The 13,411-nt window shown below is 59.1% G+C and carries 11 protein-coding genes; 2 read left to right on the top strand and 9 right to left on the bottom strand.

The window, feature by feature from the left end; translation table 11 throughout:
- Positions 1–77 precede the first annotated feature (77 nt).
- Complete coding sequence (locus tag HQ945_RS20880; protein WP_113282162.1) at positions 78–2,348, bottom strand: NADP-dependent malic enzyme; 2,271 nt, start codon at positions 2,346–2,348, stop codon at positions 78–80.
- Positions 2,349–2,589: 241 nt separating this feature from the next.
- Here HQ945_RS20880 and HQ945_RS20875 point away from each other — a divergent pair, with 241 nt between their 5' ends.
- A complete protein-coding gene (locus tag HQ945_RS20875; RefSeq protein WP_027233035.1) occupies positions 2,590–2,931 on the top strand; it encodes a PilZ domain-containing protein in 342 nt (113 codons plus the stop codon).
- 7 nt (positions 2,932–2,938) lie between these two features.
- Here HQ945_RS20875 and HQ945_RS20870 read toward each other — a convergent pair whose 3' ends face one another.
- From HQ945_RS20870 to HQ945_RS20840, 7 genes are all read right to left on the bottom strand, one after another.
- Complete coding sequence (locus HQ945_RS20870) at positions 2,939–3,412, bottom strand: hypothetical protein (protein ID WP_113282161.1); 474 nt, start codon at positions 3,410–3,412, stop codon at positions 2,939–2,941.
- On the bottom strand, positions 3,409–3,837 hold the full coding sequence (locus tag HQ945_RS20865; protein ID WP_027233036.1) for a hypothetical protein: 429 nt from the start codon (positions 3,835–3,837) through the stop codon (positions 3,409–3,411). Before HQ945_RS20865 ends, HQ945_RS20870 begins: the two co-directional genes overlap by 4 nt.
- 26 nt (positions 3,838–3,863) lie before the next feature.
- Entirely contained in the window at positions 3,864–4,436 is a 573-nt protein-coding gene (locus HQ945_RS20860; RefSeq protein WP_027233037.1) for a rod-binding protein, read from the bottom strand.
- Between the two features lie 70 nt (positions 4,437–4,506).
- Positions 4,507–4,902 carry a hypothetical protein gene (locus HQ945_RS20855; RefSeq protein WP_091925183.1) on the bottom strand — a complete coding sequence of 132 codons (396 nt, stop codon included), beginning with the start codon at positions 4,900–4,902 and terminating at the stop codon, positions 4,507–4,509.
- A 1-nt stretch (position 4,903) separates the two neighbouring features.
- Positions 4,904–5,644: a flagellar biosynthetic protein FliR gene (gene fliR, locus HQ945_RS20850; RefSeq protein ID WP_425500682.1), complete on the bottom strand. Its 741-nt coding sequence runs from the start codon at positions 5,642–5,644 to the stop codon at positions 4,904–4,906.
- A gap of 19 nt (positions 5,645–5,663) precedes the next feature.
- Complete coding sequence (flhA, locus tag HQ945_RS20845; RefSeq protein WP_113282159.1) at positions 5,664–7,754, bottom strand: flagellar biosynthesis protein FlhA; 2,091 nt, start codon at positions 7,752–7,754, stop codon at positions 5,664–5,666.
- Positions 7,755–7,849: 95 nt separating this feature from the next.
- The gene (locus HQ945_RS20840; RefSeq protein WP_027233041.1) at positions 7,850–8,155 is read right to left on the bottom strand and encodes a hypothetical protein; all 306 of its coding nucleotides are present in this window, start codon (positions 8,153–8,155) and stop codon (positions 7,850–7,852) included.
- Between the two features lie 139 nt (positions 8,156–8,294).
- Between HQ945_RS20840 and HQ945_RS20835 the strand changes: the two genes are divergently transcribed.
- Positions 8,295–8,702, top strand: a complete 408-nt coding sequence (locus HQ945_RS20835; protein WP_113282158.1) for a nuclear transport factor 2 family protein — start codon at positions 8,295–8,297, stop codon at positions 8,700–8,702.
- A 46-nt stretch (positions 8,703–8,748) separates the two neighbouring features.
- Here HQ945_RS20835 and HQ945_RS20830 read toward each other — a convergent pair whose 3' ends face one another.
- Positions 8,749–13,410, bottom strand: a complete 4,662-nt coding sequence (locus tag HQ945_RS20830; protein ID WP_174208465.1) for a hypothetical protein — start codon at positions 13,408–13,410, stop codon at positions 8,749–8,751.
- Position 13,411: the final 1 nt, after the last annotated feature.

Below are 13,411 nucleotides of genomic sequence, written 5' to 3'. Positions count from 1 at the left end.
GCTGTGGCCCTCCAAATCAGTGAAAGCAAAGTTGGCTCAAAATCGCGTTGCCTACAACCCGTCCGTGTGCGGCATGGTCAACATTCCAATGCTTCGGCCGCTGCAATTGCCGACATGTTGACGATGCCCCGACTGGTCACCGTGGGCGAAAGGATGTGGGCTGGACGTTTCGTGCCCATCAATATCGGGCCGACCGCCAGCGCATTGTTCAATTCCGTTAACAGGGTCATCGAGACGTTTGCCGCTTCCAGCGACGGGAATATCAGAAGGTTTGCCTCGCCCTCATAGGCGGTCTTGGTAAGGAAGCGCTCACGCAAGGCCGGGTTGATTGCAAGATCCCCCTGCATCTCCCCCTCGACCAGAAGATCGGGAGCCGCCTTGGTGAGCAGCGCATAGGCGGCCCGCATTTTTTCAGCCGGGGCGCCGCCCCGTGATCCGAAGCTGGAATAGCTGAGCAGCGCCGCCTTGGCATCGATATTGAAGCGCTTGAGGTGGTCGCGCGCCTGCAAGGCGATCTGCACGATCTCCTCGGCACTCGGGTCTATGTTCATATGCGTGTCAGCGAGGAAGAACACGCCCTTGCCCATGATCAGCATCGAGAGTGCCGAAAGCTGCGCCGAATCATCGGCAAGGCCGATGATCGAGCGGATGTCGCGTGCATGTTTGATGAAGCTGCCTTGCAGGCCGCAGATCAAGGCGTCGGCCTCGCCGCGCCGAACGGCCAATGCACCGATGACCGTCGTATTCGTGCGCACGATGGTCCGGGCCGTATCGAGCGTGACGCCTTTGCGCCCGACAAGATCGTGGAACTGGGTGACGTAATCGCGGTAGCGCGGATCATCCTCGGGATTGATGATGTCGAAGTCGCGTTCTGGGCGAATGGTAAGGCCAAAGCGCTCAATACGGTGTTCGATGACCGCAGGGCGGCCTATGAGCACCGGCCGGCCAATCGACTCCTCCATGATGACCTGCGTTGCCCGCAACACACGCTCGTCCTCGCCATCGGCAAAGGCAACGCGCTTGCCTTGTCCCATGGCGCGCTCGATCATCGGCTTCATCACCAATCCGGAGCGGAAGACGAAGCGCTTCAGGCTGTCCTGGTAGGCGCGCATGTCCGCGATTGGGCGACGCGATACGCCACTGTCCATGGCGGCTTGGGCCACGGCTGGCGCAATGCGCAGAATGAGGCGCTGATCGAACGGGGAAGGGATGAGATAGCCACGCCCGAACGTCGCGGCGGCATCACTGCCCATGGATTCCAGGGCCGGCTCATGGGCAAGCTGGGCAATCGCGTAGGCTGCTGCCCGTTTCATGTTATCATTGATCGTCGTTGCGCCTGAATCGAGCGCACCCCGGAAGATAAACGGGAAGCAGAGGACGTTGTTGACCTGATTGGGATAGTCGGATCGGCCGGTGCAGATCATCGCATCCGGACGCTCGGCAATGGCAAGCTCCGGCATGATCTCGGGTGTCGGGTTGGAAAGCGCAAGGATCAATGGGTCACGCGCCATTTCGCGAATCATTTCGGGCTTCAAAGCGCCGGCTGACGAGAGGCCTACGTAGATATCTGCACCGGCCATGACGTCGGCAAGTTCGGTCGCATTCGTGTCCTGGGCAAAGGCGCCGCGCCAGCGATCCACCGAGTTCGCCCGCTTCTTGGTGACAAGTCCCTGCCGGTCGGCAAGGTAGATGTTCTCGCGGCGCGCGCCGACGGTCTCCAGCATGTTCATGCAGGCGATCGCAGCTGCGCCAGCACCGGAGGTGCAGATCTTGACCTCGGCAATATCCTTGCCCACGAGTTTCATGGCGTTGAGCACAGCCGCCGCAACGATGATTGCCGTGCCGTGCTGGTCATCATGGAACACGGGTATGTTCATACGCTCGCGCAGGCTTTCCTCGATGTCGAAACAATCGGGCGCCTTGATGTCTTCGAGATTGATGCCGCCGAAGCTCGGCTCCAGCGGTGCAACGATCTCGATGAATTTTTTCGGATCGGTTTCATTCACCTCGATGTCGATGCTGTCGATGCCGGCGAATTTCTTGAAGAGGACCGCCTTGCCCTCCATCACAGGCTTGCTGGCGAGCGCACCGATATTGCCGAGCCCGAGCACAGCAGTCCCGTTCGAGACCACGGCGACAAGGTTACCCTTGGATGTATAGAGATAGGCCTTCTCGGGGTCGGCTGCGATCTCTTCGCATGGGGCAGCAACCCCGGGCGAATAGGCAAGTGCAAGGTCGCGCGCATTGGCGAGCCGTTTGCTCGGCGTAATTTCGATTTTTCCCGGCTTTGGAAATTGGTGGAAATCCAGAGCCGCCGCGTGAAGGCTTGCTTTTGCGTCTTGTGACATGGCCGTCTTGCCCCTTTCGTTTGGGATGAACCGTCACGCGCGCGTGCCAGCACCGACGAGAATGACCCAAGCAATTAAAAGTGGTAGCGGGCCATAAGGCAAAAGAATTTTTCCTGGAACAGTGCCAATCGGCGTGTCGCACGTTCCCAACTCGCGGCAGCCTAACGGATTTGCAATTTTTGGCTGATAGCGTGATCGCAAACCACCATCAACGGTTGCTTGCAATTCGGATCCCTTGGCAATGCCACCAGCCGCAACGGAACATAAAGCAGAAAAACGGCGCCAGGATCGCAAGCGGACCCGCCTGCGATCCGGCAAGCTTGTCACGTTGGATGGTCACTTCCTGACCGAATGCCAGTTCCAGAACATTGCCCATGGCGGGGCGAGGATAAGGCTGATCGGCTCGTGCGCCGTTCCAGCCCGCTTCTGGCTGTTCGACGATCAATATTGCGGCGCGCTGATCACGGAAGTCGTATGGCACAAGGAGCCGGAATTCGGCGTCCGCTTCGTCCAGGACCCCACCGTCGAACCCCTGAACGACACGCTGCTCCAGACGCTCGCGGGCAAATATTACTCGCTTTGATCCAGTATTAGGGCCGTTCGAGGCCCTTGGTGTTCTGGTTGCGGATTTCCTTGGAACTGATGTAGTTGAACTGCTCGACGAGGAGGTCCTTGAGGAGCGGCTGCGGGAAATGCGCGTTGACGCGGTCGATGATGGATTTCTTCACATCATCGAACTTGACCTGCTGCACGTCCTTTACGTCCGAATACTGGCCGTAGAACTGTGAGAAGATCTCGTCATTGATGAAATAAGAGACGGGCACGGTCACCGACGCCTTGACCGATTTGTCGAGCGTATAGGCAAATTGCGTCACGACATAGCCATGCACCGCATTGTCGATGATGACGGGCACGCTGAAGACATCGGTCTTGCCATCGTCGAGCACGACTTCACCGGTCTTCGGCGCGACTGATGCGGTCGCCGAATTCTGCCAAACGGCAAAATAGAGCGAGCCAAGCGCAACGCCGCAAATCCACAGGCCGATAATGGCGATGCGGATCATGCGCCCTGACCGTCCCGCAATTGCCTGACCGTATAGGTGCCGTCTGCCTCCTGCGTTTCGAGGGCGTCACGGATGAGCCCGGTCAATTCCGTAACGGCGCGCAGGTGCAACTTGAGCGCATCGCAATTGCGATCGAGCTTCTGGCGCAGATTGTCGAGGAACGGCTGCAGGGACCTCAGCGCCGACGTGTCGACGGTTTTGGCGGCTTTGCCCATTGCCTTGTTGAAGTCGCGCAAGCCGCGGCTCTTATTGGCATTGATATCGGCGAGGTCGACCGTCTGGCCATCAAGGAGCAGACGGGTCTCGCGCTCGACGACTTCTTCCAGCCTGCGGATTGCAAAGAGCACTGGATCGAGTGCGGGTTCGTTTCTCTGGGCGAAAGCTGTCATCTCGGTGCTTTTCTGATTATCGTTGACGGTTTCCATATGAATTCCCTCCAAACGTTTCGGCCTCAGCCTTGTCGGGTTGATTCGACGTCATCGGTCGATTTCAATTGCCTGTGAATGAGTTGCCGTTCGATCTGGTACAAAATGACATTTGAATCCTGCTGTTTGAAATTGGGTTGGTCATCAGTTTTGATACTGTTTTCAGTCGCGGCTTCGGCAGCGGCATTTTTTGCCTTCCGCGCACTCTGCGCTTCGAGCATGCGCGCTATACCGATTCCGCCACCGTCGGACATCTTGTTGGCGATCGCCTCGGCCATCATCGATTTCCAGTAGTCGCCGGCAATTCCCTCACCGAAGACGGCCTGATTCTCGCCAGTGAACATCGACTCGACGAAGGATTGCAGCATGAAGGCCTCGAATTTCTTGTAGGCCTTGTTAGGCGCTTCGGCAGCCTTGGCGCTCCGAGCTTCCGGTGCTGCCTGCTGCAAAGCAGCGAAACTGTCGCGCGAAAGCTGCATCTGCGCTGCAACCCGGTCGGATGTCATCGCCCGCAGCTTGTCCGCCGCTGCCCGCATCGCATCGGGATCCGCGGCCATGGCAACATCGAGCACCAGATCGGACGGCGGATTAATGGCCATTTGTTGCAGCTTCGCTTCGTTGTCTCATAGGGTGCACTTTAATCGCCCAAACTTACGGGAGGCTTGAGCCTTAAATTTTCGGCGCTGCCAGTAAATGACTGATACTCTCATCGAGCTCGGCGGCGGCCTCCGCACGTGTAAGCTTTGCGTCAAGGACACGCAGCTTGTCGCTCAAGGTGTCGATCGTGCGCGAAACTCTCAGCCAGTTCTGTCGTTCTGTCATTGCGGTATCAGCCAGTGATGCCTGTCGCGCCTTGTTCGTTTCGAGCCGTCTCATGATAATTCCGACGGGAACGATGCTGGCCTCCGCTCCGAAACGACTCTCATGCATTCTGAAGAGGTCGAGATTTTCCGCTTCGACCGCCGCTGATTGCGCTTGAAGTCGGGCAAGCTCCATCTCGTGTCGCAACTTCGCAAGTTTCTGCAGGCGGATCATCTCGCGATAGGTGGCGCGTGTCGCTGCCATATCAGAAACTCCTCAGATAGGCGCCGGCCTCGTTGGTGAAGAAACGCAAGATGTCCGGGATGGCGAAATAGAGCAGCATCAGACCGCCCGCGAGCACGAAGGGCATCGATATGAAGTAGACCGGGATAGACGGCGTCAGCTTGTTGATCAATCCGATGGCAATATTGACCACAACGGCGAAAACGATGAAGGGCGCGGCAATACGGATGGTGCTGAGGAACGCCCTCGACAATGTATCGGTCAGATTGACCATTGCCGTGGACGCCTGGAAATTTCCGTCGACGGGTATGGCCGAGTAGGATGACAGGAGCGCCCGGAAAACCTCGAGGTGGAGGTCCGAAATAAAGAACAGGCAGAGCGCTGACAGGGTCACAAAGCTTGCGATTGCCGCCTCCGGCTCCTCGGATTCGATGGCGCCACCTGAAGCTCCCGAATATCCGGTCGCCATGGCGATCGCTCCCGCCATGAATTGCAGCGCCCAGAAATAGAGGCGCGCAAGAACACCAATCATGCCGCCGGTAATGATTTCGATGACGATGATCCGCATCAGCGGAAGGGGCGCCGACCGCGCGGCTGGCTCGACTTGCGCGAGGACCATTGGCACCACCATCAGCGAGCAGGCGAGGGCGACGAACAGACGGATTTGCATCGGTATTCGCGGGCTGGAGAGGCCCGGCATGACAAGGAGGCATGCGCCCACGCGCGCGAAAACCAGAAAGGCCGCGATAATCGTGTCGCTCATTTGCGGCATTGGCGGCAACTCAGGAAATCGTGCCGAGCGAACGCACTTCGACCCCGCGAGCGATCTCGACGTGGGAGAGCACCGACAGCGTCGCGAAGAGCCGTTCGATGATCATCCGGATATAAGGACGCGCCTCGGGCGATGCGACGAGAACAAAGCGCTCCCCGGCATCGAGATATTTACGGATCGCGGCACTCGCCTCCGTGCCAAATTGTTCGAGCAGCCGTGGGTCGATGTCGAACTCGACGATCTCGCCCTTGGCATCGCGCTTCAGGCTCTGGTGGAAGACGAGATCCCAGCGATTGCCGAGCCTGAGCACCGAGAGCACGCCATGATCGGCAAGATCGCCGCAGATTTGCTGGGCCATGCGCATGCGCACGTGCTCGACGATCATCTCGGAGCGACGCACATGCGGCGCGACTTCGGCAATGGCCTCGAGGATGAGGTTGAGATTGCGGATGGATACCCGTTCCGTCAGCAGCAGCTTTAGGACTGCCTGCAGCCCCGAATAGGAAAGATGCGCAGGGCAAATGTCGTCGAGCAGTTTCTTGTATTCCGGGCCGAGGCGGTCGAGCAGACCGCGCATGTCCTTGTAGGACAGGAGCTGCGCCAGGTTGTTGCGGACGATTTCGCTGAGGTGAGTGAGCAGGACCGAAAGGTTGTCGACGGTCATGTAATTATCGCGCTTCAGCTCCGCAGCAAACGTTTCCGGCACGGAATAGGCCTTCATGCCGAAGGCGGGCTCCCGCACTTCTTCGCCGGGAACGTGCGGGGGCGGCCTGTCGCCCGGGATAACTAGGATTTCGCCGACCCGGACTTCATGGGAGGCAACGACCGTTCCGTGAATCTTGATGCGGTACGTCTTTGGGGGCAGCAGGAAGTCGTCCGTGACCTTGATCTCGGGCACGACAAATCCATATTCGACGGCAAATTTCTTGCGCATCTTGTTGACGCGGTGGGCAAGTTCGAGCTGCGAAGCCAGAAGTTTCGCCGAAAGCTGTTTGCCGAGGCAAAGCTCGATCTGCGCGGTCTCGAGCGAGGCGCGAACCGAATTGCGATCCTCTTCGGCGGCGGCGTGCTGTTTCTGGGCAATCTCGGCCTGGGCAGCCGCGGCCACCCGCGCCAGCTTGCGGGGAACCGAAATGCCGATCGCTGTCAGGCCGATCGCGAGGATAAAGAAGGGAAAGGCCGGCAGACCGGGCAGGCTGCCGAGGACGAAAAGCAGGAGCGCGGCAACGAAGAGTGCCTTCGGGTAGGCGCCGAGCTGCCCGAACACCGCCTTGTCGGCAGAGCCGCGCGTGCCGCCCTTCGAAACGAGGAGGCCGGCGGCAAGCGAAACGATCAGGGCCGGAATCTGAGTGACTAGGCCGTCGCCGACCGAGAGTTTGGTGAAGACGTCAGCGGCGTGGCTGACATCCATGCCGTGGCGGGTAACACCGATGATGATGCCGCCGAAAATGTTTACGGCGGTAATGATGAGACCGGCGATCGCGTCGCCGCGCACAAACTTGGACGCACCGTCCATGGAACCGAAAAAAGCGCTTTCCTCTTCAAGCTCACGCCGGCGATGCTGTGCCTGCTTTTCATCGATCAGGCCCGACGAGAGATCGGCATCGATGGCCATCTGCTTGCCGGGAATGGCGTCGAGGGTGAAGCGCGCGCCGACTTCCGCGATGCGCGTCGCGCCCTTGGTGATGACGAGGAAGTTGACGATGATCAGGATCGCGAAGACGACAAGACCGATGACAAAGTCGCCGCCCATGACGAATTGCGAGAAACCGTGGATCACCTGTCCCGCAGCACCGTAACCCTCGTCGCCGTGGGTGAGGATGACACGGGTTGTCGCGATGTTCAGCGAAAGCCGCATCATTGTCGCGATCAGGAGGACAGTCGGAAACGCCGAGAAGTCGAGCGGCCGCTGAATCCACAGGGCGACCATCAGGATCAGCACGGACAAGGCGATGGAGAAGGCAAGGCCGATGTCGAGAACAATTGGCGAGACCGGCAGGAAAAGCACGGTTAGGATGACGACAATGCCGAGGGCAAGGCCGACATCACTGCCGGTCAAATAGCCTTTGTCGCCCAGGCCTTTTACTGCAACTTGCTGCACGGTCGTCTCCTATTGTCGCAGTAACAATAGGGGGCGAAGCTTGCGCGAGGCAGGCAGCGGGCTGACGGAGAAGCATATATAACGACGCGAGTTCTTTAAATCCCTGAACCGTCCAGCTGCTCGGCGTCTTCGCCTTCCCAGGGGGCGGGCATGGAGGTGCGGTTGAGATTGGCCGAGGGCATCGGCATCCAGCACTTCAATTCCGGCTCGGCATATTCGACGACACGGCCGGGTGAGGAATCAGAGGCGCGCCAGCCTTCGGCACCAAACTGGTCGCCTTTGGACCAATATGCGAGGTCAACTTCTGCCTGCCCCTGTTCAGTCGGGCGGATCGTTATAAGGATTCGACTGCCGTCTTTCGGTGCGCTTGCCATGTGGCGCCAACGGTCTGGCTCGTCCATTGTTTTTTCCTCTTGCCTCGGTGGGTTGCAAGTTTCTCCCCGCTATCGAAAGCGGTCAACTAAACTTTTCACAAGCCATCGCCCGAATTCTGCTTTGTAGTTGGGATTTGATGCCCGGAAACGGAGTTCGGAGGTTGGGATGAACGATCAAACCGTGCGGATGGCGCTTCAACGTCATTGGGAAGCGTCGGACGTGAGCGACTTCGAGGTCGAGCATGAGATCTATCGTGATGACGCTGTGCTCTACTATCCGCAATCGAATGAGCGGATTCGTGGCCGGCACAACATTCAAGAGAGCCGAACAGTTCAGCCGAACAAGAAGCGCTTTACGGTCCAGCGAATTATCGGCAGCGGTGATCTCTGGGTCTCTGAATTCGTGCTCACCTATGACGGTAAACCAACCTATGCGGTGAGCATCATGGAATTCAGCGAAGGACGTGTGGTCAACGAAACGCAATATTTCGCCGATCGATTTGAACCTGCGCCCTCGCGCGCGCATCTGGTCGAACAAGCCAGCAAGGGGACAGTACCGCGTAACCAAAAATAGAGCGAGCCGCGGCGGCTTCCTCCGCGTATGGCCCGACGCTCGACGTCTACTGGAGATCAAAGAACACCGTGTAGACCAGCCTTTCCTCGACCACTTTGCGCCGTCTCGTCGCACCGCCACGTTGTTCGGCGATGGTCCGGTCCGTGTAATAGCGTTCGTATTCACGTATGGCGAGGCGAGCCGGTTTGCCAGCGGTATCTGGCAGGGTCACATTGGCGCTCCATATAACGGGATCGAATAGATCGGGCGGGATCTGGACGACGTCGATCGGGCTCGCGATGTGCGTCAGGTCGAGGCTAATCCGCTGCCCCAACCGGTCGGCGACGGCCGAGGGTGCTTCTACCCTTACGGCCGGCTGAACGAATAAGGTCGTCGTAACGATCGGCCCTATTCCAGCGACAGGCGCCAATATGGCCGAGGTCAGCACCTTCTGATCGATCCAGGCGAGGTCGGAATCGATCGCCGGGTCGCGGGTCTGCAGTACTAGCTCGACCTTGTTTCTTCCGGTTTCGACCGCTTGGCCGGGGAGGGGGATAAAGGAAATGTCCTGATATTCCGAGTCGGTCGGGAATTTCATTGGACCATGACTTGGTACCGTGCCCCGTAGCTTGACCGCGACCACGGCGCCGTCGCGTTGGAACGATGAGCGGCGGCGCGGCAGGACCTGCGAGAAATCAGCAAGCACGACCTTCGAAATCTTTGCGCCTGCAAGCGCGTTGGGCTGATAGCGGACCAGCGCGAGCCGCACGAACGGCATATAGCTGCTGCCTGGATTAAGCTCGATGTCGCAATACCAGAGGGAGCGGGCTTGATCCCAATGGACCCGGTGGCCGATGATCTGCGCCTGCTGCCCTGCCGCTTGCGGCTCAAGCAATGGTACGGCTTCATTGATAACCCGCGAGGGGAAATCGGTGATCCGAATCGCGTTTTTCGGCAGCGACGTATCCCACAAGGGATCGAGACCCCACTGCGTTACCAGCGGAACGACAGGCACCGGAATATCGGTAAAGCGCGCATTGTCCTGCAGGATCACGACGCCGAGCAGTTCGCCGTTTCCCGAGGAGAACCAGGGGCGCTCAAGCCATACGCGCAGGCCGTTGCCAAGCCGTACTGTATCGAGAGATGAATTGTCCGCGGTTTCTTCCCAGCGGAACGTGGGCATGACGTAGACGATGCGCGGTTCGTCGGGTGCCGCGCTCGATTTGACGATGGTGAGCGGCGCGGCGCCAGGCTGGACAAGGAAGGGAGCGCCCGGATCATCATCAGAGCCAAGCTGGAATTGCTGGCCTTCGGCAATAGGCCCAAGGCGCGTAACCTGATCTTTCTGTTCATAGATTGATGGCGGAAGATACTCGCGAAAACGCGTCGTAGCGCACACCTTATACTCGACCAGCCGGAATTTTGTGTCGCCGAATTCGTGCCTGTCGCCCCGGGCGCGCGGGCGCGCGGCGTCATATTGCTGGGCGTTCACCGCGCCGTTAAGATCGAATGTGTTTACGTGGTTCTCGGCAAGCAAAATTTCGCCAAGCGCCCCATGGGAATCGACAAGTTCCGGTCCCGGCTTTTCCAGATCGTCGATCCACTCCTTCCAATGCGCTTCGACTTCGAATTTTCCGGTGCTGGGTCCATGCAGCCGCACCTGCGCTCGCAAGATGGCAAACTGGTCGTTCATACTGCGGCCGGCGACGAGCTTGATCATTTCGGGCGCGCATACCGGTTGCTGGGTGGCATGGACGAGCGTGAGTTCGCGATAGGGCGTCATCATCCACGCGCAGCCGAGTTCGGCCATGCCGCGCAGAAAGTCCCGCTCGCCGGCGGTGTCGATCCATCCCGGCAAACCAAAGGAGTCCCTGAATTTTTTATGTGTGAAGCTGGCATAGCGAAGGCGTGCAATACGTCCCTTGGCGATGAATAGTGTCAGGACACGTTTGTCCTCATCCCAGGCAGGCGTCCCATCGTCGTTGAATGTTTCGTCACAAGGTGGATCAAGGAGCGATGCACCACGCTCCTGAAGGACGATCCTGAACCCGGTTGAGTCCGGCCATTCCTTGCCATGGGCGACAACCAGAACGACTTCCTGGTTCGGGGCGCGCACCACCGCAGCGCTCGGCCCGAGGACGACGGGCACGGTCACGCCGGGGATCGAATGGCCTTGCATGGCCCGCAATGCGAAGCCTCCGGATGCCCCATCCGGAAGATAGGGCGTGGAAACCTGAGCGTCGCGATGAATCACGTATTGGCCGGCGGCGAGGCGATCGCCGGTTGGGTTGTCCGGGGAGGGCAATCGCAGCGGCAATATCGTGCGTGTGGCAGTTCCTGCTATGGCCGCAGGGGTGATGAGTTCGGGCGTCGATGTTGCCGTTGGATCGTTCAACGTTCCAGCCTCGCGGCTTGCAATCGCGTAGGCTGTCTTGATCGAGGCGGGATCGGCAAAGTAGAAGTCGAACAGTCCGTGCTGCTCGCATTGCAGTTGCGAGGATTTCGGTGGCACCACATGCCGCTCGTTGCTGGCCGTGTAATCGAAATCCTGCGAAGCCGGCAGCTTGATCGCATCCTTGAACGGCTTCTTCTTCAGATAGCCTTCGGGGTCGACGTCGAAGTTGCTTCTTATCACCATCCGCTCGAGCGACTCGCCCTCACTCACGCGTGCGCGATGAACAAGTACGGGAGGGTCCACGGGCTCAAAGCGCAAATAGCCTACGGGTTCGCTGACCTGCTTGTCGTCTTCAAGCGACCTGTCGTCCACGCCGAGGCTGTTGCCGGCCAGATCCACCAACCGGGCCCGGAAGCGGTATTGCGTGCCGAATCTCAGGCGCGGCAAGCTGCCTTTGGCCGCGACGAAGGTTGCCGATACGCCATTGCCACCGCTTGTTGCCTCATCTGCAACCGTCTCTGGGGTTTCACTTTGAACGCCCGAGGTGGGATCGCTGCTCGCGCGCAGCGTTTTTCCGGGGCGCTGCGTTACCAGGCTCCATCCCGTCCAGCGAAACATCGATTCGTGCAGATAATGATCATCCGGGTCGGCATCCTCACTGGCCGAACTTGTCGTCGACGCCCCCTTCACATAGCCTTCATCGTCTTCGAGGGGGAGGTCTTCGTTCGTGGCAATGAGCTTGTAAGTGCCATGCCGGCCGCAAAGGGTATGCCACTTCTCAGGCGAGCCGCTAATTACGGGCTGAACGTCGACTCTATATCCCCGCAACAGGTCTTCAGTGAACAGAACAACCTTCTTTCCTGCGCCGGACTTTACCGCTGCGTCCTTCAGCGCCGCAGATGCAGCACTCTGGGCAATCGTGAGCGCCTTGCCATGGCGGGATATGCCAAGTCCGCCCGTGCGAAGGGCGGCGACCGCCTGCTTGTCGCCAGTCGTATAGGTGACTGCACCGTCGGCGCCGATTGCCAGGCTCTTTCCCACAAGGTTCTGTGCGGTAATGACAAAATCCACCGTCTTCAGGGCTGCACCATCCGGGTCGACCTGATAGACGTCGAACAGGGTGCGCTTGTCATTGTTCCATTTATCGTCGGCATACTGCAGTTTCAGTAAGCCCCGCTCGTGATCCTGCGTCCTTGGACGCGTCACAAACCGGTACTTGTCGGCTATCCACGCGGTCTGCGGACAGGAATCATCGGCTGGATCGTGGGCGCTTCCCCATGAAAGGTTGAGTGACATTCGCCCTTGCACCTGCGGGGCAGCATTGAGCGCGAGATCAATGGGCGAATTCGGCTGGACCACGCAATCGATCACAAGGCCAAGGCGCCACAGGAGCCGCGGATAATCGCTGTAGGAGGCGACGATCCGATGGAAATCGAAATCGGGCGCTTTGGGCGGGGCAGGGACGTCGACAAGCTTGGGGCGACGCAATTGCTTTTGCGCGTCAAGCTTGTCGAGCTTTGCTTGTGTCAGACGCTCGCGGCGGTAGAAGCGATCCGCTTGGTAGAAAGCATATTCTGCCGCGGAGGAGAATTGCCCCATAATGCTTGAATCGGCGCCACCCCCGGCAGGATCGTGCCAGTCCGGAGGCAAGGCGCGGACCGGAAACTGCCCGCTGGACCTGGGGTTTCCCTGCTCATCGACATCCACACCAACGACCTGTCCGCGGTAAATACTCTTTGTGCCGAAGACGGTATTGCGCAAACGGTTCTCAGTGCCCTCGCGGCCTTCATCGTCGAAAAAGCGGTTGAAGCCCGGCACGAGGTATTCGATTTGCCGGTCGCCGAGGTTGATTTTTTCCGTGCGGGTGCCGAGTTCGCCCAGCATGTCCTTCAGGCCTGGATGGGCTTGCGACCAGGGCAGGAGGGTTGGCGGCGTCCCTGTCGATTGAATCGCGAGGTTCTTATAGTGCTTGCGCAACGTGCCGAGAACATTGCGCATGGGGAACGAGCGGAGATTGACCTTGCTCATGTCCTTGAAAACGTAGCCGCTGACGGGGGTTTGGGCTGAAAACAGCTTGGCCCAGAGATCGGCATCGGGGTCGCTTATACGTCGAAGCTCAAGCTCGTCGGGGCCAACCTGCAAGGAAAACTTCACGTTATCGAGCGTTTTTGGCCAGTTTCGCCATTCCGGAAACGCCTTCAACACCTGCTCGTCAGACGCCTCGGGCGTCAGGCGGGGAGACGCGACCAGGGACACGCGCAATTGGCCGGCAAATTCGCCGTCTTCCACGCGCCCATTGGGCAGTACCGTCCAAAGAATGGTTTGTCTTGCCATG

Source organism: Phyllobacterium pellucidum (assembly GCF_013327855.1).
Lineage (GTDB): Bacteria > Pseudomonadota > Alphaproteobacteria > Rhizobiales > Rhizobiaceae > Phyllobacterium > Phyllobacterium pellucidum.
This window is presented reverse-complemented; position numbering and strand designations above follow the sequence as displayed.